The sequence below is a fragment of the Psychrobacter sp. R86515 genome (assembly GCF_042466315.1).
GTDB lineage: Bacteria > Pseudomonadota > Gammaproteobacteria > Pseudomonadales > Moraxellaceae > Psychrobacter.
In genome coordinates, this window is record NZ_JAXHCC010000001.1 from 2,304,448 (window position 1) to 2,327,749 (window position 23,302).

At 43.1% G+C, this 23,302-nt stretch carries 18 protein-coding genes; 12 read left to right on the forward strand and 6 right to left on the reverse strand.

All coding sequences use genetic code 11. The annotated features are described in order from the left end of the window. Window positions 1-49: 49 nt before the first annotated feature. The 7 genes from accC (at window position 50) to SJY28_RS09650 (ending at window position 7,299) form a co-directional block, all read left to right on the forward strand. Window positions 50-1,396 (forward strand): acetyl-CoA carboxylase biotin carboxylase subunit, encoded by a 1,347-nt coding sequence (gene accC, locus SJY28_RS09620; protein WP_379544272.1) that lies wholly within the window; start codon window positions 50-52, stop codon window positions 1,394-1,396. Window positions 1,397-1,600: 204 nt separating this feature from the next. Continuing rightward, window positions 1,601-2,254, forward strand: coding sequence for a 5-oxoprolinase subunit PxpB (pxpB, locus tag SJY28_RS09625; protein WP_379544273.1), 654 nt, complete (start codon window positions 1,601-1,603; stop codon window positions 2,252-2,254). Window positions 2,255-2,306: 52 nt separating this feature from the next. Next, a complete protein-coding gene (locus SJY28_RS09630; protein ID WP_379544274.1) occupies window positions 2,307-3,230 on the forward strand; it encodes a biotin-dependent carboxyltransferase family protein in 924 nt (307 codons plus the stop codon). Next, on the forward strand, window positions 3,220-3,957 hold the full coding sequence (pxpA, locus tag SJY28_RS09635) for a 5-oxoprolinase subunit PxpA (RefSeq protein WP_201566478.1): 738 nt from the start codon (window positions 3,220-3,222) through the stop codon (window positions 3,955-3,957). Before SJY28_RS09630 ends, pxpA begins: the two co-directional genes overlap by 11 nt. Before the next feature lie 54 nt (window positions 3,958-4,011). Next, entirely contained in the window at window positions 4,012-5,199 is a 1,188-nt protein-coding gene (locus SJY28_RS09640; RefSeq protein WP_201572342.1) for an NRAMP family divalent metal transporter, read from the forward strand. Between the two features lie 23 nt (window positions 5,200-5,222). After that, window positions 5,223-5,645 carry an acetyl-CoA carboxylase biotin carboxyl carrier protein gene (locus SJY28_RS09645; protein ID WP_379544275.1) on the forward strand — a complete coding sequence of 141 codons (423 nt, stop codon included), beginning with the start codon at window positions 5,223-5,225 and terminating at the stop codon, window positions 5,643-5,645. A 265-nt stretch (window positions 5,646-5,910) separates the two neighbouring features. Next, window positions 5,911-7,299: a HEPN domain-containing protein gene (locus SJY28_RS09650; RefSeq protein ID WP_379544276.1), complete on the forward strand. Its 1,389-nt coding sequence runs from the start codon at window positions 5,911-5,913 to the stop codon at window positions 7,297-7,299. A 330-nt stretch (window positions 7,300-7,629) separates the two neighbouring features. On the opposite strand, the gene cueR is transcribed toward SJY28_RS09650, so the two are convergent. The 3 genes from cueR to SJY28_RS09665 form a co-directional block, all read right to left on the reverse strand. Beyond that, entirely contained in the window at window positions 7,630-8,022 is a 393-nt protein-coding gene (gene cueR, locus SJY28_RS09655) for a Cu(I)-responsive transcriptional regulator (RefSeq protein WP_379544277.1), read from the reverse strand. 300 nt (window positions 8,023-8,322) lie between these two features. Beyond that, the gene (locus SJY28_RS09660) at window positions 8,323-10,785 is read right to left on the reverse strand and encodes a heavy metal translocating P-type ATPase (protein WP_379544278.1); all 2,463 of its coding nucleotides are present in this window, start codon (window positions 10,783-10,785) and stop codon (window positions 8,323-8,325) included. Between the two features lie 718 nt (window positions 10,786-11,503). Then, window positions 11,504-11,956 (reverse strand): hypothetical protein, encoded by a 453-nt coding sequence (locus SJY28_RS09665; RefSeq protein ID WP_379544279.1) that lies wholly within the window; start codon window positions 11,954-11,956, stop codon window positions 11,504-11,506. A gap of 538 nt (window positions 11,957-12,494) precedes the next feature. On the opposite strand from SJY28_RS09665, the gene SJY28_RS09670 reads away from it, so the two are divergent. After that, window positions 12,495-13,208 (forward strand): DUF6977 family protein, encoded by a 714-nt coding sequence (locus SJY28_RS09670; RefSeq protein ID WP_379544280.1) that lies wholly within the window; start codon window positions 12,495-12,497, stop codon window positions 13,206-13,208. Window positions 13,209-13,289: 81 nt separating this feature from the next. Here the strand turns inward: SJY28_RS09670 and SJY28_RS09675 are convergent, their stop codons facing one another. Beyond that, window positions 13,290-14,204, reverse strand: a complete 915-nt coding sequence (locus SJY28_RS09675) for a LysR family transcriptional regulator (RefSeq protein ID WP_298810871.1) — start codon at window positions 14,202-14,204, stop codon at window positions 13,290-13,292. Between the two features lie 161 nt (window positions 14,205-14,365). On the opposite strand from SJY28_RS09675, the gene SJY28_RS09680 reads away from it, so the two are divergent. After that, window positions 14,366-14,812 carry a DoxX family protein gene (locus tag SJY28_RS09680; RefSeq protein ID WP_379544281.1) on the forward strand — a complete coding sequence of 149 codons (447 nt, stop codon included), beginning with the start codon at window positions 14,366-14,368 and terminating at the stop codon, window positions 14,810-14,812. An 88-nt stretch (window positions 14,813-14,900) separates the two neighbouring features. Next, a complete protein-coding gene (locus SJY28_RS09685; protein ID WP_379544282.1) occupies window positions 14,901-15,728 on the forward strand; it encodes a DODA-type extradiol aromatic ring-opening family dioxygenase in 828 nt (275 codons plus the stop codon). Window positions 15,729-15,868: 140 nt separating this feature from the next. Here SJY28_RS09685 and nirD read toward each other — a convergent pair whose 3' ends face one another. Together nirD and nirB are read right to left on the reverse strand one after the other, a co-directional pair. Next, window positions 15,869-16,219 (reverse strand): nitrite reductase small subunit NirD, encoded by a 351-nt coding sequence (nirD, locus tag SJY28_RS09690; protein WP_379544283.1) that lies wholly within the window; start codon window positions 16,217-16,219, stop codon window positions 15,869-15,871. 136 nt (window positions 16,220-16,355) lie between these two features. Further along, window positions 16,356-18,956: a nitrite reductase large subunit NirB gene (nirB, locus tag SJY28_RS09695; protein WP_379544284.1), complete on the reverse strand. Its 2,601-nt coding sequence runs from the start codon at window positions 18,954-18,956 to the stop codon at window positions 16,356-16,358. 641 nt (window positions 18,957-19,597) lie between these two features. On the opposite strand from nirB, the gene SJY28_RS09700 reads away from it, so the two are divergent. Further along, complete coding sequence (locus SJY28_RS09700) at window positions 19,598-21,106, forward strand: NarK family nitrate/nitrite MFS transporter (RefSeq protein ID WP_290177251.1); 1,509 nt, start codon at window positions 19,598-19,600, stop codon at window positions 21,104-21,106. A 208-nt stretch (window positions 21,107-21,314) separates the two neighbouring features. Further along, window positions 21,315-23,264 carry a protein kinase gene (locus tag SJY28_RS09705; RefSeq protein WP_379544973.1) on the forward strand — a complete coding sequence of 650 codons (1,950 nt, stop codon included), beginning with the start codon at window positions 21,315-21,317 and terminating at the stop codon, window positions 23,262-23,264. The last annotated feature ends 38 nt before the right edge of the window (window positions 23,265-23,302 follow it).

The following is a 23,302-nucleotide window of genomic DNA, read 5'->3' on the forward strand; positions in this document are numbered from 1 at the left end:
GACGCTGCACAAACACTGTATTTGACACTATATTTTTAAGGGAATAAACATGTTCACAAAAATCTTAATTGCCAATCGTGGCGAGATTGCGCTACGTATTATCCGAGCTTGCAAACAGCTAGGTATTAAGTCCGTCATTGCCCATTCTGAATCAGACAAAGACTCGTTACCCGTGCGCCTAGCCGATGAAGCAGTATGCATCGGGCCTGCCAATGCCACACACAGTTATCTTAACCAACGAGCGATCGTGTCCGCTGCAAAGCTTACCAACGCACAAGCTATCCATCCAGGCTATGGCTTTTTGTCTGAAAACGCTGATTTTGCGGCCTTGATTGAAGGTTCAGGTCTCACGTTTATTGGTCCAACGGCTGACAATATCAGAAACATGGGCGACAAAGTTGAAGCCAAAAAACAAATGACGATGGCTGGCGTGCCTTGTGTACCTGGATCGAATGGCGCATTGCCTGCTGATTCAGAGCAAGTTATCAAGATTGCCAATGAGGTCGGTTATCCAGTCATTATCAAGGCGGCAAGCGGCGGCGGCGGTCGTGGGATGCGTGTGGTCGAAAAAGAAGCCGACTTACTATCCGCTATCTCTATGACACAAACTGAAGCCAAAGCCAATTTTGGTAGTTCCATTGTCTATCTTGAAAAATACCTACAAGCACCGCGTCATATCGAAGTGCAAGTCATGTCTGATACTCACGGTAATGCGATTTATTTAGGCGAGCGTGATTGCTCTATGCAGCGTCGTCATCAAAAAGTCATTGAAGAAGCGCCAGCACCTGGTATTACTGAAGAGCAGCGCCAGAAAATCGGTCAAGCCTGTGTCACAGCTTGCGAGCAAATGCAGTATAGAGGCGCAGGCACGTTTGAGTTTCTATATGAAAACGGCGAATTCTTCTTTATCGAGATGAATACTCGTGTGCAAGTTGAGCACACCATCACTGAGATGGTGACGGGCGTGGATATTGTGCAAGAGCAAATCAGAGTAGCTGCAGGGCTCACGCTAGCATACAAGCAAAGTGATATCGCCATTACCGGACACGCTTTTGAGTGCCGTATCAATGCCGAAAACGCGCAGACATTTCTACCAAATGCTGGACGCATAGACTACTGCCACATGCCGGCAGGATTTGGTATCAGAGTGGATAGTCATGCTGAATCGAACTACACCGTGCCGCCATCTTATGACAGTTTGATTGCCAAGATATGTGTACAAGATCGTTCAAGAGAAAAAGCGATAGAAAAAATGCGTGCGGCATTATCAGAAGTGCAAATCACCGGTATTGATACCAATATTGGTCTGCATCAACGTCTCTTTGAAGATGAGGTGTTTTGTGAAGGTCAAATGAGCATTCATTATCTGGAACAGTGGATACAAGACAATATATAAGTCAAGTCTTGCCTGCAAAAATGAAAACCAAATCTGACATTAGCGTCAGAAGCGTCAGAATCAAAATGTAGTTGATTCAATATAATTTGGATACAAGGAAGGCGAGTGAAAGTACTACAAGTCGTAGACTAAGCGAGCCTGATACCGTATCAAATTTATAGGGGATTTGACTATAGCGAATACAAAGTAATGGAGTGCGTGCTAATGGAACTACAATGGCAACTATGCAGTGAAACCAATCTCGCGTTGTTTTTCCCTAAACCGATCACCTTAGAAAAACAACAAAAATGCTGGGCTTTATCAGACAGTATCCAGAAAATGCCAGAAGTCATCGAAGTGGTGATTGGTATGAATACGCTCAGTGTATTCATCGTGCCATTAACTTGGGCTGAGCTTACTACCTTTAAAAATAGGCTGTCAGATCTGCTCAATGATATCCCTTCAAAAACCATCCATGGCAAGCACGTCGAGATACCAGTGCATTACGGTGGAAAATATGGCCCCGATCTAGCGGCCATGGCGAATGAGCTAAATCTCTCAGTTGAAGCCGTTGTCGAGCTACATACTAAAGCCACTTATACCGTTTACTTTATCGGTTTTCAGCCAGGATTTCCTTATCTTGGCGGCTTGTCTGAGTCGCTGTATTTCCCAAGACACGCTATCCCTAGAACTCAAGTACCCGCAGGCTCAGTGGGTATAGGCGGCGAGCAGACAGGGGTTTATCCTTTTGAGTCTCCAGGCGGTTGGCAGTTACTCGGCCAGACGGATACTGCTTTATTTGATTTAACCAAAACCTCTCCGACGTTGCTTAACGCAGGCGATACTTTGACATTTAAAGCGATTGATATTCATCAATAAGCGATAAATAAAAGATGCATGAATCAAAAAGACAAATAAACAGGTGGTATCAATGAAAATTTTAACTGCAAGTGCCCTTGCTAGTATTCAAGATTCAGGACGACTGGGTTACCGCAGTATGGGTGTGGGTAGAAATGGCGTGATGGACAGCTGGGCGCTACAAGCCGGCAATGCTTTGATGAAAAACGAAGCCAACGAACCCGCTATTGAAATAGCGCTCGGTGAGCTAACCATACAGTTTGAAGAAAGCGTCAGCTTTTGCTTAACGGGTGCTTTATACGAGGCCTATCTAGACGATAAGCGCATTCCTTGTTATTGGCGTATCAATGCAACAGCTGGGCAAACGCTCAAACTTTTGCGCCCGCTACAAGGCATGTATACCTATTTATGTGTGCATGGCGGCTTTGATATCGAGCCAGTATTGCAGTCAGTCAGCACCAATCTCAAAGCAGGGTTTGGCGGATTTGAAGGCAGATATTTAAAAGCCGATGACAGCTTAACGGTAAAATCTGAATCCAGCCTGCCTGTCATTGGGGTAGCCCGTCTTGCACCAACCGAGGTTATTCGAGTGATAAAAAGCAGTGAATATGATTGCTTCACTGAGTCGTCTCAACAAGCGTTTGAGACCCAGCCATGGAAACTACAAAGCAGTAGCAACCGTATGGGTTACCGTTTGGAGGGAGCTACAGCGCTTGAATTTAGTAAGCCAGTAGAAATGAGCTCACATGGCGTTGATATTGGCATGATTCAGGTGCCACCACAAGGACAACCGATTGTGTTAATGGCAGATGGGCAGACGACGGGTGGCTATCCTAAAATCGCAACCGTGATTCAAGCAGACATAGGGCTGATGGCACAGATTAGATTTGGCAAAGCCTGTCAGTTCGTCATTGTGTCGTTAGAGCAGGCGCTGCGTGAACAACAGAAAAGACAACATTACATCGATCAAATAAAGGAGTATGCCAATGAAAATTGATTTAAATGCTGATGTGGCTGAAGGCTGCGGGCAAGACGATAAATTATTGACGATAGTCAGCTCAGCGAATGTCTGCTGCGGCTTGCACGCTGGGTCTTATAGCGAGATGCTAGCAACGCTGCAATTGGCAAAAGCAAACAACGTGAGCGTAGGCGCACATCCTGGTCTAAACGATAGAGAAAACTTTGGCCGTATCCATCAGCCATTAAGCGAATCTGAGTATCGTGCTTTATTGGCATATCAGTTGGGCGCAACCAAAGCGCTTTGTGACTTGGTTGGTGTGTCATTAGACTATGTAAAACCGCATGGTGCGTTGTACAACCAAGCCGCTATTGATGAAGATTTATCAGACATTTTGGCCAGTGAAATCAAACGATTTGATCCAAATCTAAAAGTCATGGGTCTGTCTGGTGGTTATCTGGTTAAAGCAGCCAAAAAGCAGGGTTTAGCCTCGATATCAGAAGTGTTTGCCGATAGGAACTATGAAAAAGACGGCTCATTGGTCTCCCGCACTAAAGACAATGCCTTAATCACCGACACAGACGAGGCCGTTAAACATGTATTACAAATGGTCACTGAAGGGACAGTCACCAGTGTCTGCGGTCAAACCGTACCAGTAGAAGCACAAAGTATCTGCCTACATGGGGATGGTGAGCACGCTATTTTATTTGCGCAAGAAATAAAGAAACAACTAGAGCTCAAAGGTATCACTATATCTGCCCATTAAATATCCGTTTCCTAATCATTTGATTAAATAATCCCATATAGCACAAGGATGTTTATGAGCACTATAAAAAAACACAATACCGCCATTTTAGGCGCGGCCTTCCTGATGGCTACATCAGCAGTAGGGCCAGGGTTTTTGACCCAAACGGCCACATTCACCGAAAGCCTAATGGCAAGTTTCGGTTTCGTTATCTTAATATCTATTGTTATGGACATCGGCGTCCAGCTTAACGTTTGGCGAGTAGTCGCTGTCTCCAAAAAGCGTGCACAGGAAATCGCCAACTTGGTGTTCCCTGGTGTCGGTTACTTGCTCGCTTTCTTAATCATTGCGGGTGGTCTGGCTTTCAATATTGGTAATATTGGCGGTGCCGGACTTGGCATGCAGTCCATGTTTAATATGTCGCCCATCACAGGCGCCCTGATCAGTGGTGTGATTGCCGTCGCCATATTTTTAGGCCGAGAAACGGGGCCTATGATGGATAAGTTCGCTCAGTTAATGGGCTTTATCCTGATTGTATTGGTCATTTATGTGGTCTTTAAATCTGATCCGCCATTAGCAGAAGCTGTCAGTAAAACGATCATGCCTGACAAAATTGATGCAGTGGCTATCGTAACGTTAGTCGGCGGTACGGTTGGCGGTTATATTACTTTTTCAGGTGCGCATCGCTTATTAGAAGCAGGCGTCAGCGGAGAAGAGAATTTAAAATCAGTAACCAGAAGCTCGGTCTCTGGTATTTTGATTGCCTCTGTTATTCGCGTATTTTTATTCCTTGCCGTATTAGGCGTGGTATCTCAAGGCTTTGCATTGGATCCTGCCAACCCAGCCATGTCGCCGTTTCAGTACATTTTAGGAAACGCAGGTAAAGTTATTTTTGGTATGGTGATTTGGGCTGCGTCTGTGACCTCGGTGATTGGTGCTGCTTATACCTCTGTGTCTTTTATGACCAACTTTCATCCGTTCATTGAGACTTATAAACGCTACTTCATTATTGGTTTCATCGTGATCTCAACGTTGGTGTTTGCCACTATCGGTAAACCGGCTCAAGTATTGGTATTGGTCGGTACGTTAAATGGTTTGGTACTGCCTATCGCTATGGTCATCATTCTGATTGCCGCCTACAGAAAAAATATCGTTGGCAACTATAAGCATCCGATTTGGATTGCGGCATTTGGTTGGTTAATCGCTATCGTGATGAGTATTCTAAGTGTCATGACCATTGCTAAATATCTGGGCATGAGTTAAAAAATTAAGTTAAGGAATGTATTATGGATATAGAGCAAATAGCACGTGTGGTCAAACTGGTTGAAAGCAGTCAGCTGCACGAAGTCACGATTGCAGACAACGGGCAGTCTATTAGAGTGGTTAATAATTTAGGTGCGCAGAATAATGTTAGCGCTAGTCCTATAGAGGCCACGACTACTCATGAGACCGATCAGACTGGTAGTGATGTCTTGCAAGTAGGTGCCACTTACGTAGGGCAGGTCTACTTAAGTGAAGGCGATGCAACAGACAACCTAGTCAAAGAAGGCGACCACATTCAAAAAGGTCAAACCGTTTGCTTCATTGATGAGTTGACCCGTTTGCAGCCAGTGATTAGTAATAAAGAAGGTGCGGTCACGGCTGTCTTGGTTGAAAGTGGCCAGAACGTTGAATACGGACAGCCTATTTTTGAGTTAGCTCGTCGTTAAAGACCGTTAACGTAGTTTTAGTTAAGACAAAATATAAACCCTTTAAGCATCATCTGTCGCTTAAAGGGTTTTTTATGTGCTGAGTATTATCATCGTTTGCGCAATGTTTTATCGCTAACTCTGTGAAAACTGAATTTTTTACGGAAATCGTGGTTTAATAAGGTGTTAAACAAGGGTAAATAACAATTGGTATGTTACTCCGTTGCTTATTTTGAGGGATTATTTGAGCTTCTTAACGAGGCATTAGATTTTATAAGGAAGTCAAATGAGAATTAAAGAAGAATTGAAAAAATCTGGTTACTTTTGGCTACCTGAAAACGAAGGTAAAAAAATTCCAGGAACCTTATCTATACTAGATGGTGGAGAAATTGAACTTGAGGTAGTTGGTCTATTTGATGAAAGTATTGAAGCTCTTAATGGAAATGATGATCTAAGAAGAATTGTTGGTCACGTAGAAAAAGATGGTTTTGTTACTCTAGAGAACTGTTTCTACAGAAAGAAGAATATTGCATTTGGCGGTATAAGCAAATCAACAGTTCATGTCAATAAAGTCATTAGCGGGGTTGCTTATGATAAAGACGAAGCTATTACATTTAATACTGTTTCTTTCACAGTAGAAGGTATAAATGAGTGGGTAGGGATAACCGGAATAGAAATTTCCCGTAGCAGTGACTACAAAACAGCAACTATAACTTATACTCCTCAGGAAGAAATAGTTTACAACTTACAAACAGGGTTTAAGTTGCATATCCTTTTCGGATATACGCTTCCGGGATTTGATAATACAACAGAAGCTAAGATAACTCATCAAACGTACTTCAAATTATCATCTGAGGATGCAAAGGAGTTTTCAGAATTCGGCAAGATTGTACATCGAATTACGTACTTACTTGGTTTTGCGGTTGATTCTACAGTCACGATTAGTGACGTATCTGCAACATCAAATGAGATAGTCAGAAAAATTTCAAAGGAGAAAACAATACCTGTGCCTATGAAACTATACTATCCTAGTCGACCTTTTTCAGATAATGTACCCAAAATTGATCAACATAAAATGCTATTTCGGTTTGCAGACATTAATGGAAATGCTGAACATGTATTTAATCAATGGCTTAGTACCTATTCGATAATACGCCCATCTCTTGGGCTGTATTTCTCTGCAGTATCTGGAGACCACAAGTATCTGGATGGAAAATTCTTGGCACTTGCACAAGCGCTAGAAACGTATCATAGAAGAACATCGAATGAGACTTTGAAAAGTGAAGCAGAGTTTAGGGCAATGATCGCATCCATTCTATGGAGTTGTCCAAAACAAAATAGAAGATGGTTGTTGGGGCGATTGTATCATGGCAATGAAATTAATCTTGGTCAAAGGATTAAACGGATTATTGAGCCTTACAAGTCTTATATCGGAAGTCAAAAGCAGCGAAAGAAGTTTATTAGAAACGTAGTCAACACTAGAAATTATCTTACTCACTATAGTGAGGAGCTTGAAAAAGATTCTCTGAAAGGCTCGGAACTATGGAGTCTATGTCAAAAAATGGAAGCAGTTTTTCAACTTCATCTTCTACAGCAGTTGGGTTTCGAAGAGTTTCATATTCAAAGATTACTGAGTAGTAACTACAAGTTAAAACAGAAGTTTGATGAAATTTAATAAGTCATTAACTACGCGCCTTCGGCGCCAAATGCAGAAAAACTGTGCCTATCATTGAGGTGTGACTGATATCAACTACTAGCACTAAGCTGATCGTCAATACTTAAGCTGTATTAATTTTTTACTTCTCTTTTGATAGTGCTTGTTAACGGCTCTATTCATAACGGCAACGCTCCATTGGTTTTAACCAATGGAGCCAGTATTACCTATACGGTTATTCTAGTGGAAATGATTGATCGTGTGGGCTTGAGTGCAGATATTGTTGAGAATATTTTAGGCGACTGACAGTAAGGAGCTATGCCGACATGTCTGATATAGCGAAAGTAGTTTTTATTGACCTTGCCCAAGATCCTCTAAGATAGCGCAGTCTGCATTATCATCGCCTGCACAATGATCAAAAGAGTTCTGTAGCGAGTCGACCATCTCTTGCAATTGCGCGATTTTTTGGTTTAACGTTTCGATATGCTCTTGTGTCAACTGCTTCACATCTGCACTCTGACGGTTGGCATTTTTGCGCAAATATAATAACTCTTTCATTTGCTTGGATGAGAACCCCAAGTCACGAGAATGTCTTAAAAAGCATAAGTCGTCGATATCGTCTTTAGAATACAAGCGATAACCTGAGTTCGAGCGATTTACTGTTTCTAGCAAGCCAATTTGCTCATAGTAACGAATCATTTTGGTAGAGATACCTGATTGCTTTGATGCTTGACCAATATTCATATTTCTCCTCCTAGGGCGTGTCCTCAATTCAATCGATAGTCATCTAACTGGGCTAAAAATGGCTAAATTTTGCCAAACAGCGTCAAATAGCGTAGATAATATCTCGATATTATCTACGCTATTTTTCTCGTTTGACTACAATTTATCTCATTTTGATCACCATTTTTTAAATGAGGACACACCCTAACTTAAAAAGGGACTTAAATAACAAAAGGGTTTAAATAACCTGTGTATTTGAACCCTATATTGATATCCTTTACGATGCTATATTTACTCTGTAGCGGTTTAGTAGTTCGCTGACTATACTTTAAAGTACTTGAGGCGTAACGCATTACCTAAGACAAAAACAGATGACAGCGCCATGGCGGCTGCCGCAAAAATGGGTGAGAGCAGGATACCAAATGCGGGATACAAGACACCTGCGGCAATCGGAATCAAGGCGACATTATAAATAAATGCCCAAGCCAAATTTTGTCTGATATTACTGATGGTGGCTTTACTCAAGGCAATTGCAGTAGGCACACCTTGCAGACTACCTGACATTAGCACCACTTCAGCCGCCTCAATCGCAACGTCTGTGCCTGTACCAATGGCCAGTCCAACATCAGATTGAGCCAATGCAGGGGCATCATTGATACCGTCACCAACAAATGCCACTCGGCCATATTGTTCTTGCAACTGGCGTATCGCATCCACTTTGCCTTCGGGTAATACTTCTGCCACTACCTGATCAATATTTAATTTTTCGGCAATCGCTTGGGCGGTATGGCGATTATCACCTGTAATCATGGCCACTTTTAAGCCTAACTGATGTAGTGCGGCAATGGCGGCATGAGTCGTCTCTTTAATAGGATCTGCAACGGCGATGATAGCGGCTAACTGCTGGTCAATAGAGACATAGAGTGGGGTTTTACCTTCTTGCCCCAAACGTAGCGCATCTTGCTCAAAAGGAGCAACATCAAGCCCCAATTGCTGCATGTAACGATCCGCGCCAATATGAATCACTTGGCCTGCCACGTTTGCTTGAATACCCAAACCTGTCATCGCTTCAAAGTCAGTGATAGGCAGCAGTTGAATATTCTGTTGTTCTGCGGCTTGTACAATGGCTAAGGCAATGGGATGCTCAGATTTTGCTTCAACCGATGCCACCACACGTAGGACTTGTTCTTTTTCAAATCCTTGTTGAACTTGAAAATCTGTCAACGTAGGTTTGCCTTCAGTCAATGTGCCTGTTTTATCAACGGCCACCACGCTCACGTCCTGAAGCATTTGTAGCGCTTCGCCTTTACGGAATAGCACACCTAACTCTGCACCGCGACCCGTGCCGACCATAATAGAGGTGGGGGTAGCTAATCCCATTGCACAAGGGCAGGCCACAATGAGCACGGCAACCGCATTGATTAAGCCGAAGGTTAAGGCAGGGTCAGGGCCAAAAATCAACCAAACTATAAAGGTCAATGCTGATAAAAACATCACCGCTGGTACAAACCACATGGTGACTTTATCCACCAATGCTTGAATCGGTAATTTAGAGCCTTGGGCTTGTTCTACCATACGAATGATTTGCGCTAATACAGAATCTTCACCAATGGCCGTTGCCCGAATATTCACGGTACCGTTTTGGTTGATAGTACCGCCGACTACTTGATCACCTGCTTGTTTTTTCACAGGGACAGGTTCACCAGTAATCATAGATTCATCAATATAACTGTGACCGTCAACGACTTCGCCATCGATAGGCACACGCTCGCCTGGACGAATCTCAACGATCATTTGTGCGGTGACGTCCTCTACAGGGATTTCAATAACTTTGCCATCTTGCTGTATACGGGCCGTCTTTGCCTGCATGCCTACTAAATGCTGAATGGCCCCAGAAGTACGACCTTTGGCTTTTGCTTCAAAATAGCGTCCTAATAATATCAAGCTCACAATCATGGCAGCGGCTTCGTAATAAACGTGCACCGTGCCTTCAGGTAACGCTTGCGGGATAAAGGTCGCTATGAGAGAAAAGCCATATGCTGCGATGGTACCAATCGCCACTAGCGAATTCATATCTGGCGCAAAACGCAATAAGGCTGGCACGCCTTTTTGATAAAAGCGTCGGCCTGGAAAGAGTAATACCAGTGTGGTCAAGACAAACTGTATTAGCCAACTTTGCTGAGTGCCGAGGTTATTCACTACCCACATATGAAAGGCTGGAATCATATGCGAGCCCATTGCTAGAATGAATACGGGCAGTGACAACAGCGCAGAAAGTCCTAAATCTCGTTTAAGCTGATTTTGCTCCGAGGCTTTCTTATCTTGTCGATCACTTTGATCTTGTTCTACCAGTTTGGCCTCGTAGCCCGCTTTTTTAACGGCCTCAATTAAGTCGCTCGTTTGTATTTGAGCATCGCCTTTAATCCAAGCGCGTTCAGTCGCAAGGTTTACTGTGACTTGTTGCACGCCAGCGACTTTTGCCAAGGATTTTTCTACTCGTCCAACGCAAGAGGCACAGCTCATGCCTTCTATAGATAGCTCGATAGGCTTGGTTTCAGTCACCTTATAGCCTGCGCGCTCTACCGCTTTGTTTAACTGGGCGACATCTAAAGGCTGAGATGAATAAACAGTCGCCTGTTCAGTGGCAAGATTTACCTCGGCGTTTTCAACGTGCTCAATATTTTTTAATTGTTTTTCGATACGCCCAACACAAGACGCGCAACTCATGCCTTCAATGCTCAGCACTTCTTGATAAGTAGGGGCTTTAGTATTTTTTGTTTTCATAACAACCTCTGTCGTTTTTAACTATATTTTTAATCTTATTTTCAAATCTATAGTGACAGCATATAGGTTGACATCATGGTAAGGTCAAGCGTATTTCTATAATGCTTTCAAAACATTACTCTTGAACCGTGTTGTGATTATGAAGTAAGGGTGTGGAAGGTTAAAATGAGAGGAGTAGTAGATAACAAAGAAGGGTATTGCCGATAACTTATCTCATGGAAACAAGGGCGGTAACCTAGTGAGGACTTGAAAACAGAACCTAAATTTTTGATATTAAATATTTTATATCTTTATGGTTGCTATTAGTGTACTTGTGAGTGTAATTATTATGATTAACCCGAAGGTTTTTTGACTTGATTCATTCTTTTATTATCCTTAAACTTTTATCATCCTTAAAACCACTTACTAGACAGAATATAGAATCACTAGATAGCCTTGATAAAGAATATATAGCCCACCACCAAGAGCCAAAAATAGCACAGCTATCAAGGACAATAGAATTATCTTGCTACTTTTTTTCATTTTCATCTCTCAAAGCCTAGCTAAGGCTTTTTATGTCTGTTTTGACGTTCAATATCATGGCGAGGGTGTGCCGTTCTTAACGTCCAACTTTGGGTAGTGGATAGATCGTTCAATCTTGCGCCTATCTCATAAAATCGTGGTTGGTGCGCTATACAGGCATCGAACCTGCGGCTATTTTTTCCTTATTTATAAAGAGCTAATCACGATTATAAAACCAGCCTTTTCCTTCAAAAACTATCGTATCATCATCAAAGTAAACTTTATCAATCTGATTGATGGTAAATCCAGACTTTATATCGTCTTTTTTTCCAATATACGGAGTATCGAAAAAAGGGGGTAGTACCAGTAAGCTTGCGTACTCACTTACTAGTTCTAAGAAATAACTAGGCTGTTCTTCCAGTAGATCTCTTATGAATGGGTAACTTAATTCATAAAGATATAAAATATCAGGTTCTTCTTGATCTTTATCATCTATGTGACACTCCATGATAAAGTCATTAATTATACTTTCCGTTCTTGCTAAAAAATCCTCGATACTTTCTTTCCAGATGAAACCACATGAGTTTTCACCTAGATCATCTCTTCCGAAACCTAATGAACGTTTCCTAACGTGAGAAATATCTATTTTATTATTTGCAACTTTAAACATTTTCAATTCCTCCCTTGATACTCTAGATCCTCCCTAATTAGACGTTTCTCAAATTGTGAAGCGTCCTTAGAAAATTGTTTATTAATGCATATTATGCGGAGATTATCACGGTTATTCTACGCATTCTACATGTATAGGCGCATGTTCATGGAAATGATAGCGTATCTACGTTTCGGTTCAGTGATAAAGAACAGCCATTAATTTGACTACGATCAGGATAAAGTAAGACGAATATAGGTCAAATACACTGCTTATGTTTATACCATACAAGGCATTGATGCAAAAAACTCAGTAAGGTTATCAATAACCTTGAAATAGGGTAGGATAAATGACTAAGAATAAGATAAACTGCCTCCGCGAGCGTTGACTCGGTTCAGCGCATTTCAGATTGAGCAGCGATATTTTATTACTAGAAAGTAAAACCCCAATAATAAAGAACGTTGATAGCAGTGACAGAATGAACTGTCACAAGCATTTTTGCTAGATTAATTATGAAAGCATACTTTATACAAGACCATTGATATTAAGGCACATCACTATGGAAGAAGTACCAAATACGATAGAACAAAGACCCGTATTCATGCCGAAAGTCAACAGTGACAATTTGGTAAAAACGGATATGGTTATGTTTGAGCGACATGTGGGATTTGCGAGCAGACAAAAGAAAAAATCTATCAATGACCTACAACAAGTCATTCGTAAAAAGTATGGGTTTAAGCAAGTACTCGAGCTCTCTAGCAAGTCTGGCAATAAGCTAAGTTTTCCGCTAAGCCCTTTCAGCTTACAGATTACGGATGAGCATGATGGCAATCCATATAGTGTCGAAAACGCTTTTCAAGCCAGCATGATCTTTGAAGATGGTGGTCCTTATCTTGATCTGCTAACAGTAGCGCCAAGACAAGCACGTAAAGATGAGCGACTTACAACCTCAGGCGAACTCATTGGCTATAATTACTTTGGTATGGAGTGGGGCGTAGAGCCGTTAACGACGTTTTATGACTGGCTATACGTGAATGCGCTCAAGCAAAACTCTCAGCTACATGAGGAGGTCATTCAATATCAAGGGTTCACTGATATTACTTTTAATCCTAAAAAGTCCATCCATAGTGCGGCGTATGCGTTAGCGTTATTTGTGGCACTGCATAAACGAGAGTTGCTCGATAATGTTGAAGACCCAATGGCATTCTATGACTTATGCAATAATTTTAAAATCAGCAATACTGAGCACCTATTAGAAGAAGGTTGGATCTGATCGTCAAATCAGATCGCTTAAGTTTGCTTGAACCGAAAGCTACGATCCATAATGTATCGTGGCTTTTTTATGTCTCTATGTTTAGAGCTGTATATTCTCATCCCAATACGGCGGCGTGCCATAGTAGTCGGTCATAAAATCGATAAAGCATCTGACTTTGTGAGGTAGTAGTTTTCTATGGGCATAGACAGCATACAAGCCTAAAGGGTTAGGTTCATATTCTGGCAACACTACGACCAACTTGCCAGTGCTTAATGCTTCGCTAGCAATAAAAGTCGGCTGTAATATCAACCCTCCGCCTGCAATAGCTGCTTCAACGAGTACGTCTCCATTATTACTATGGAAAACGCTACGTTCTTTGAATTGTTTGGTCTTTAGGTATTTGTAGATTTGACCCTTAGTTTCGACATTCATATAGCTATAATGCAAATAGCGATGCGATTCTAAATCCTCAAGCTGCTTAGGGGTGCCATGAGTTTTGAGGTACTCAGGCGAGGCGCATAATACCACGCGAATCGGAGCAATCTGCTTGGCGATAAGCGACGAGCTTTGGAGCTGTCCGATACGCAGGGCAATATCAAACCCTTCTTCAACGATATCTACTTTTCGATCACTCAACTGCAGATCAACGGTAACTGACGGATAGCGCGCCTGAAAATCAGTGATGAGTTTTGCCATATGCTTTAAGGCAAAGGACACGGGCGCACTGATTCGCAGGACGCCTTTAGGATGCTGCTGTAAGCCGCCTAACTGCGATGCCATCTCATCAATACTCAATAAAATCTGCTGCGCATGCGTAAAATATTGACTACCAGCTTCAGTCAGGCTGACTTTGCGTGTAGTGCGGTTGAGCAGGCGAGTATGTAGTTCCTCCTCTAGCTTTGCCACATACTTGCTTACTAGCTGCGGCGAGAGCTGCATCGTAATAGCCGCTTTACTAAAGCTACCTTCTGTCACTACCGCGACGAAAGCGCGCATCGCATCGATTCTATCCATATCTGTCCCTATATTTCTCTTGATATCAAATCCACTATAAACAGTATGTTGATAATTATTCAATATAACTGAGCTTACTCTTTTATAGCGTTGATAGTAAAGTGTGCCTATATCATTTTCGACACTATTTATTCTAATCATACCTTATGGAGTAAGCATTAATGAAATCATCACTATTAAATACTATTTTGACATCAAAAGCTGGAGCAGCGGCCTTAGTGCTTCGGGTACCCGTTGGCTTAATTTTAGCAGCCCATGGCGCCCAAAAGTTGTTTGGCTGGTTTGGTGGCAATGGATTGGTAGGTACGGCTCAATGGTTAAGTAGTATGGGTATGGAGCCGGGTTACTTGATGGCGATACTAGCAGGCGGTGCTGAGTTCTTCGGTGGTCTGGCTCTGGTGTTAGGCCTGCTAACCAGACCAGCTGCTTTAGCCGCAGCCTTTACCATGTTAGTGGCTATTTTTTCTGTCCATATTAGCAATGGGCTATTCGCTGATAATGGCGGTTATGAATACGCGCTAACATTGATGGTGGCTACGCTTGCCCTAGCTATTCAAGGTGGCGGTTCCTTCAGTATGGATAAGGTATTATCAGAAAAATTAGGCTAGGCTTCATCATTGTAAATGGGATCCTTCAATTTTAGTGAATAAAGCTATTTGAAAATAGTCATTTAAGACAAGCAACAAGAGGAAAGTTATGACAACACTTTTATCTAATGAGTCAGTTAGCCAGCCTGTACTGTTTATACCGCATGGTGCAGGGCCTTGTTTTTTTATGGATTGGCAACCCTCGGATACGTGGCATGAGATGGCAACGTTTTTAAAGGGCATTTCTGATCGTTTACCTGAGCGACCAAAGGCTATCTTAATCATTAGTGCGCATTGGCAGACGGCTGAATTTAGTATCACCGCTGGCGAGCAACCTGAGCTCATTTATGATTATTATGGCTTTCCTGAGCATACTTATAATTTGACTTATCCAGCCTCAGGCGCGCCAGTATTGGCGGAGCAAGTCAGTAGTCTACTGAAAGAGGCAGGGGTAGGTAATGAACAAGATGCGGAGCGCGGTTTTGATCATGGGGTATTTATACCCCTAAAGCTGATGTACCCTGAGGCCGATATTCCAGTGGTACAGCTATCACTACGTAACAATCTAGAACCGAAGGCGCATTTGGCGGCTGGTCAAGCATTGGCATCATTGCGTAAAGAAGGAGTGTTGATTATTGGTAGCGGTATGAGCTTTCATAATATGCGTGGTTATGGCGATACCCGTTTTACTGAACTATCAGAGCATTTTGATGAATGGCTAACGAATACTGTAGAATCAGCAGATTCGGATAAACGACTCACGGCATTGGCCAATTGGAAAAATGCTCCTCACGCGCTTGACTCACATCCGTTAGGGGCAGAAGAGCATTTGTTACCGCTTATGATAGCGGTGGGTGCAGCAGGACGTGACAAAGGGCACAAGATTTACTCCCAGCAAGTGCTAAAAACGCAATTGTCTGCTTTTCAGTTTGGGTAAGTAGTTTGAAAAGCATAGATCATAGTGTTTCAGCGTAATTATCAAACCTAAAACATCCTTTGAATCCGAGGTTCAAAGGATGTTTTAGGTTAATAGAGCAGTTATTAACAACCTATCAAAATAAGAGTTAATGTCTCTTATTATTCATACTTTGCCACTACATTATTTCCGTCAAGTTCAAATTTATAAGTATTGAGCACAATACTCTCATCATCTAAACACTGGCCAGTAGCTAGGTTAAAGCGTTGTTTATAGATGGGCGAGGCCACATAAAGCACTTCTTTTGCTGTCCCTGTATCATCTGTAATCGTGGTTCCACCAATCAACCCCCGAGACAATACATTGGCTTGACTGAATGGATCGTAGTTATCAAGAGCAAATAAATCATTCTGTTTGGTACGGAAGATAGCAATTTGTTTGCCATCTATCAGGGCGCAGACACCGGTTTCAGGAATGATATCGTCAAGTGTACAAATAGTCTGTTGATTCATGAGGCGGTATCCTTAGTGATGGTAATATTGCTCTGTATGAGTGGTAAGTCATGAGTAACAAGTTACGAGTTGCAAAACATGAGTCAAAAAACAGCGCCTTGCTTTTTGTGATAACTAACAAGGCACTCCTCCTTGGCTAGGCCAATTCAACCAGATTGATGGTTGCTTTTTCCGCATCAGTCGCTGGGCGAATCTGTTCACGATCAGTCACGAAAACGACATTATCATCGCCTTTCTCACTGTTTACAAAATGACGGAAACGCTTGAGTTTTTCGGTGTCGTTAATCGTTGCTGCCCACTCACACACGTAATTGTCGACCAACAATTGCATTTGTGCTTCGAGCTCATCTGCTATGCCCAAACTGTCTTCAATAATGACAGCCTTCAGATAGTCCAGCCCGCCATCTAAGCTTTCACGCCACTTTGAGGTACGCTGTAGCTTGTCCGCTGTTTTAATATAAAACATAATGATGCGGTCGATGTATTTGACCATGGTTTCGGTATCGAGATCGGTGGCGAACAGCTCGCCATGACGCGGGGTGATACCACCATTACCGCAGACAAATAAATTCCAGCCGTTTTCAGTCGCAATCATGCCAAAGTCTTTACTTTGCGCTTCCGCACATTCGCGCATACAGCCCGACACACCCATCTTGATTTTGTGCGGTGAGCGCACGCCTTTATAACGATTCTCTAATCTTAAGGCGAGGCCAATGCTGTCATCGACTCCGTAACGGCACCAGTTATTACCGATACAAGATTTCACGGTACGTAAAGATTTACCATAGGCATGGCCAGTCTCAAAGCCTGCTTGTACCAGTTGCGTCCAAATATCAGGCAATTGCTCCATGCGTGCGCCAAACAGATCGACCCGCATCCCACCAGTGATTTTGGTGTACAAATTAAACTGTTTCGCTACTTGACCCAGTACGATGAGCTTGTCTGCAGTAATTTCACCGCCCGGCACACGCGGCACAACGGAATAAGTGCCGTCTTTTTGGATGTTACCTAAGTAGTAATCGTTACTGTCCTGTAGTGGTGTCAGTTCGGTTTTGAGTACGTAATCATTCCAGCACGATGCCAAAATAGAGGCGACCGTTGGTTTACATATCTCACAACCATGACCGCTACCATGTTCAGTTAGTAATTCATCAAAGGTTTTGATGCCGTGCACACGAATCAGACTATATAAATCCTGACGAGAGTACGCAAAGTGCTCACACAAGTCATTGTTTACTTCAAAGCCCATGGCGGTGAGTTGATAGCTGACCGTATCTTTGACCATAGGGGCACAGCCGCCACAGCCACTACCAGCACTGGTCACGGTTTTTACATCGCTGACGGAGTATGCGCCGTTTTCGACGGCCGAGCAGATAGCGCCTTTGGTCACGTTGTAACAAGAACAAATCGTGGCAGTATCTGGCAGATTGTCGATGCCCATCACGGGTTTTTCGACATTGGGTAATATCAGGCTTTCTGGGTGTGCAGGTAGGTCAATGTCATTCAAATACAATTGCAATAGGTTGTTATAGTCTTCGGTGTCGCCTACCAGTACAGCACCAAGCAAGCGTTTGTTATCAGGTGTGGTGACCAGTTTTTTGTAGATGCCCTCAGCAGGATTTTGATACAGGTAGCTTAAGCTGCCTTCGCTTGAGCCATGTGCGTCGCCAATACTACCCACATCAACACCCATCAGTTTTAACTTGGTGCTCATGTCAGCACCCGTAAATATCTGCTGGCTATCACCAGCGATTTGCGCGGCACAGATATTGGCCATGTTGTAGCCGGGAGCCACCAGACCAAATACTTTGTTGTCCCATACTGCGCATTCGCCCACGGCATAAACATGATCTACATTGGTGCGACATTGCTCATTGATCAAGATGCCACCACGTCCGCCCATTTCAATACCGCATTCTGGGTTGTTTTTAATAAGACCATCTTGCGGTCTAATACCGGCGCTAAACACAATCATATCGGTTGTTAGAGAGGTGCCATCTGTAAACTGCATGGTTAAATGTTGACCGTCACCGATGGTGTCATCAGGGTTAAGTGCGGTATTAGACAGAATCTCTTTGGTGTTTTTCCCCGTCAGTACTTTGACACCAAGTGCTTCTATTTTACGCTTTAAAATCTCACCGCCAGCGGCATCAAGCTGAACGCCCATCAATTGCGGTGCGAACTCAACCACATAGGTATCCAGCCCTAGCGTCACGAGCGCTTTTGCGGCTTCAAGCCCCAGTAGACCGCCACCAACTACCACGCCTTTTTTGACAGTGGGCAAATCGGCAATTGCTAAAATCTCATCTAAATCTGCAATGGTACGGTATACGTGGCAGTGCGGATGCTCGCGGCCTGGGATGGGCGGCACAAAAGGATATGAGCCTGTCGCCAGTACCAACTCAGAGTACTCAATAATCTCGCCTGCCTCAGTAGTAATACGCTGACTGGCTGAATCGATATCTACAATACATTGATTCAAATGCAAATTAACTTTTGATAATTCGTAAGCCGTTAAATCTACTAGGTTCAGCTTACTGGCATCTTTATGTTCAAAGTAGCTCGACAAATAAACACGGTCATAAGCAGGGCGGTCTTCTTCAGCAAATACATGAATATCAAATTGCTGGTGTAGTCCTTGCTCAATTGCTCGTTCAATAAAGTGATGACCGACCATACCGTTGCCAATCACCACCAAATTGCCTTTGTTTTCTGTGTTTAATGCAGTGCTAATCATGCGTCTGTCCTTAGTAATGGGGCTGGTTGAACGCGGTCATCGTTTATTTTTTTATCACGCTATAAACGGCTCCGTCTCTCAACAACAGCTGATAAACAGCATTTAATACCTACTATTACAGAGTATTCAATAATCATGCCAGAGCACTTCGATTAGCTAGGTTTTTGCGCGTTGCTATTAGGCATAAAGGTATGCCGTATCGAGACCAGTCGCTTATGTACTAAGGTTTTTATGTCAGCATGATTAGCGTTGCTATTTGCCAAAAATCAGGGTGAGCACGATTGTTAACGACAGCGATATCAAAAATTAATGCACCAAAATAGACATTGCGATGCCCCAAGTTGGATGTTATTGCTGTTTATAAGGGAGGCTGATGGAGTGTTTTAAATCTGCTGTGTTAATGCTTTATTAGCATAAGCGTCAGGTGTGGTGATGGTTATAGACCCGCCAGTAAAGGCGCTTGGATAATTAACGAGTGCTGATCTTTATACAGATTTGGCAGTGTACACGGATAACTGGCATAACCATTGCACTGCTTGAAACATTGCTACTTATCATATTTGAATACTGCATTTTTTGAACACTTAGTACCTTTAGTACGTTGTCAGAACCCTGAAGTTAATCATTTGAGGAAGTTGCCTATGTCATCATCAGCCCCCGTTGCGCCTAGTAAAGACAAGCTTAATGTTTTGTCATTTACGGGTAAAAATAAAATCCTTCATTTAGGTTGGATGGCATTTTTCCTTACCTTTTTTGTATGGTTCAACCATGCACCATTTCTATCAGCGATTGGAGAAACACTCAATCTGAGTAAAGACCAAGTCAAAACACTACTCATTTTAAACGTGGCATTGACTATTCCTGCCCGCGTGATTATCGGGATGCTAACAGACCGTTTTGGCCCTCGTATTGTTTATACCGCCATTTTAGCCATTGGTGCTATTCCTTGTTTTACCTTTGCGTTCGCGCAGGATTACAACACCTTGGCACTGTCTCGATTTTTACTAGGTTTTGTGGGTGCAGGTTTTGTGGTGGGTATCCGTTTGATGAGTGATTGGTTTCCAACCAATGAATTGGGGACGGCTGAAGGTATTTATGGCGGTTGGGGTAATTTTGGCTCAGCAGCAGCGGCACTGTTATTGCCGACTATCGCGATTGGTGCCGCAGCAGTGTTCGGTGGTGATGAAGGTTGGCGCTATGCAACAGCCACGTCAGGAGTTGTGATGGCGATTTATAGCATCATTTTTTATAAGATGGCGCGTAATACACCCAAAGGAGCTACTTATTTTAAACCCAAAAAATCAGGTGCCATGATGGTGACGTCATCAGGTGATTTTTGGTTAATGATGGTTTTTAAACTGCCTATGTATTTGGCATTGGCACTATTGGCATGGAAATTATCACCTGATGGTGTGAGCTTATTGAGCCAGTCTAGTGTCACCATGGTCTATATTGGCCTTGCGATACTGTATGTTTATGAGTTCATTAGTAGCTACCGTTTTAATAAAGAGGTTTTCACCACGCCTGTACCAGTGGCGCATCGTTATGATTTTAAGCAAGTAGGTATTTTAAATATTTTGTATTTTGCCACGTTCGGCTCAGAGCTTGCCGTCGTGTCGATGCTTCCTTTGTTTTACCAAGAAACTTTTAGTTTATCGATTGTGATGGCAGGAGTATTGGCATCGAGCTATGCCTTTATGAACCTCATGTCACGTCCAGGCGGCGGTTGGCTCAGTGATAAGTTTGGTCGCAAAATAACTTTGTTGATTTTGACAGCTGGTTTGGCCATCGGGTATCTATTAATGGGCTTCCTTGACTCAACATGGCCACTGGCATTGGCATTGTTAATTACGATGTTTTGCTCGTTCTTTGTACAGGCAGGTGAGGGTGCTGTTTTTGCGGTGATTCCTCTGATCAAACGCAGTATGACAGGGCAGTTTGCAGGGATGACAGGTGCGTATGGTAATGTTGGGTCAGTGGTGTATTTAACGGTGCTGAGCCTGGTGTCTTATCAAGTGTTTTTCTTTGTAATTGCCGCGACAGCAGTGGTTGGATTCTTTGCATTGTTTCTCTTAAAAGAGCCAGAAGGCATTATTATTGAAGAGATGCCAGATGGCACATTTGCCGAAATACAAGTGAGTCATAGATAGTATGGGGTGATGACAGATGACGATAACACATGCAGCAAACGCCAATAGAAACAATAGTCAAAATGCGGATGAGATGGCTGCTCATTTCAATAAAGGTAATCCGTCATCTTTGATAGAGTCAAGTCAGTTTGTTGCTATTGATGAGACTAATGAAAGTAAGAGTATTGATGATGGCAGCACTGCATTATGGTGGCTTGATTTTTTTACTATGGCAGGTCGCAAGACTGAAAACCAAGACAGCTTACTTATCACCACCTGCTTGCCCTATCAATGTTCAGGTGCAGAATCATCTAATGCTAATCGCTCAATATCTCAAGCAAGATCTCACCCGTCCTCATCAGCCCCATTATTGGTGCTGATGGCAGATGGGGTCAGCGCTTGTCAGTTTCCAAAACAGGCAAGTCGACTGGTAGTGAATACCATTGCCCACAAAATCACATTAGGGTTGACTGCACTGACACAATCGCAAGATGAGACGTCATCCATCAGTTTTGATGATGATCAAGTCGCCACTATCATCAAAACAGCAGTCAACAAAGCCAACGATATTCTATATTTTCCTCAATCGTATCAACGGGTGCCGCCGTTGTTGTCTACGTTATCAGGCTTGCTCTGTATCGGTGACCGTATTCACCTGTTTCATACAGGCGACTCTCGAATATACCGCGTTGGGGTAGATTGTCTGACAGTATTGAGCAAAGATCATCGCGTGCACCGCGGCCAAGACAAAGGAGCGCTTGCTGCAGCTATCGGCGCAGATAGCCAGTTAGAGCTACAACAATCGGTATTTACCCTTCATCAAAACGAGTGTTTGGCCATTATGACGGATGGGGTTTATGAGCATATAGAGCCCACAGAGTTGCAATTTGAGCTGTGCAGCAGTGCGACTGATATATTTCAGTTGATGGCTACTACACACAAATTACCGCTAGGGTTTAACACCAGTCAAGCCGTGTGCGAGCAAGCATTTAGTGCAGGCAGTCATGACAATCTAAGCATGGTCATGCTGAGTATGAACATACGCTCAGCCCATTTTACTTCTATCAATGGCTCTAAGGGTATTGGTCATTTTGATGGCATTGACTTTGAAAATCTGGATACGGTCATACATGATGTGAATCGCTACCAGCTTCCAACTGGTTTACAGATAGGCGACCATATTGATGGCTTTACTGTGATTGGTATTATCGCTCGTACGGCTCGCAGTCACGTGTACTGGGTGCAAGATGAATACAATAATGACTTTGTTCTAAAATCACCCAGTTTAGATTCGGTCGCCGATGGTCACTATCTGCGTGATTTTTTAAAAGAACGTAAAATTGGTTTGAGCCTATCAAAACATCGCCGCGCAGGCGAGTCGGCTTACAATCAAGCTGATCCCAATCGATTGTTTGTCAATCCTGCATCCAACAATATTGGTCATAACGTGGGTTCTGGGCTCAGTGAGTCGGGGCTGCTGCGTTATTATCCGGTACCAGCAAGTACCACATACTTATATCATTTGACTGAATATATCGCCGGTGAGAGTCTACGGGACTTTATGGATCGTCATGCGCCTTGTGATGTGTGGCAAACCTTTGATTTACTCACCAAAATTGGCATGGCGGTTCGAGTCATGCATCGCAACTATCTGTTGCATCAAGACATCAAACCCGAAAACATTCTTTTAACCAAATCAGGCGCCGTCAAACTCATTGATTTTGGTTCCGCCAGTTCCTCTATCTTAAAAGACAGCACCCGACCACCAAATGGTGATTTGCACTATGCTGCACCAGAATATTACACCGATGCACCAAAAGGCGTGCATTCTGACTTGTTCTCGATTGCAGTGATTGGCTATGAATTGCTGACGGGACAATTGCCATTTAATACCCAGACACTAATGATGCCAAACCAAACACTAATGATGCCCGCGCAGCCGCTACGGCAGCAGAATGTGCCTGACGCCAGCCAACAGGCACTCATGCGTGCGCTGCATGTCAATACTAACGCGCGCTATCAAGCCATTGGTGAGTTTTTACAAGATTTTAACCCTGATAATAAAGCGCACAGCCGCGACCCAGAACCTCTTATTAAGCGTAACCCTCTACTGGTATGGCATGGCATTTGCTTCATAGAGTTTGTCGTCATTTTATTGTTGTTGGCATACTTTTCATGACACGCTGTTTTGCATTCAATGCTGCTCCGGGCGGCTAA

Coding starts and splice junctions, on each gene's coding strand:
- SJY28_RS09650 (WP_379544276.1), top strand. CDS start 5,911: ATGAGAATTAAAGAAGAATTGAAAAAATCTGGTTACTTTTGGCTACCT.
- SJY28_RS09640 (WP_201572342.1), top strand. CDS start 4,012: ATGAGCACTATAAAAAAACACAATACCGCCATTTTAGGCGCGGCCTTC.
- SJY28_RS09630 (WP_379544274.1), top strand. CDS start 2,307: ATGAAAATTTTAACTGCAAGTGCCCTTGCTAGTATTCAAGATTCAGGA.
- cueR (WP_379544277.1), bottom strand. CDS start 8,022: ATGAATATTGGTCAAGCATCAAAGCAATCAGGTATCTCTACCAAAATG.
- SJY28_RS09685 (WP_379544282.1), top strand. CDS start 14,901: ATGACAACACTTTTATCTAATGAGTCAGTTAGCCAGCCTGTACTGTTT.
- SJY28_RS09670 (WP_379544280.1), top strand. CDS start 12,495: ATGGAAGAAGTACCAAATACGATAGAACAAAGACCCGTATTCATGCCG.
- SJY28_RS09675 (WP_298810871.1), bottom strand. CDS start 14,204: ATGGATAGAATCGATGCGATGCGCGCTTTCGTCGCGGTAGTGACAGAA.
- SJY28_RS09660 (WP_379544278.1), bottom strand. CDS start 10,785: ATGAAAACAAAAAATACTAAAGCCCCTACTTATCAAGAAGTGCTGAGC.
- SJY28_RS09700 (WP_290177251.1), top strand. CDS start 19,598: ATGTCATCATCAGCCCCCGTTGCGCCTAGTAAAGACAAGCTTAATGTT.
- pxpA (WP_201566478.1), top strand. CDS start 3,220: ATGAAAATTGATTTAAATGCTGATGTGGCTGAAGGCTGCGGGCAAGAC.
- nirB (WP_379544284.1), bottom strand. CDS start 18,956: ATGATTAGCACTGCATTAAACACAGAAAACAAAGGCAATTTGGTGGTG.
- SJY28_RS09665 (WP_379544279.1), bottom strand. CDS start 11,956: ATGTTTAAAGTTGCAAATAATAAAATAGATATTTCTCACGTTAGGAAA.
- nirD (WP_379544283.1), bottom strand. CDS start 16,219: ATGAATCAACAGACTATTTGTACACTTGACGATATCATTCCTGAAACC.
- SJY28_RS09645 (WP_379544275.1), top strand. CDS start 5,223: ATGGATATAGAGCAAATAGCACGTGTGGTCAAACTGGTTGAAAGCAGT.
- SJY28_RS09680 (WP_379544281.1), top strand. CDS start 14,366: ATGAAATCATCACTATTAAATACTATTTTGACATCAAAAGCTGGAGCA.
- SJY28_RS09705 (WP_379544973.1), top strand. CDS start 21,315: ATGGCAGGTCGCAAGACTGAAAACCAAGACAGCTTACTTATCACCACC.
- accC (WP_379544272.1), top strand. CDS start 50: ATGTTCACAAAAATCTTAATTGCCAATCGTGGCGAGATTGCGCTACGT.
- pxpB (WP_379544273.1), top strand. CDS start 1,601: ATGGAACTACAATGGCAACTATGCAGTGAAACCAATCTCGCGTTGTTT.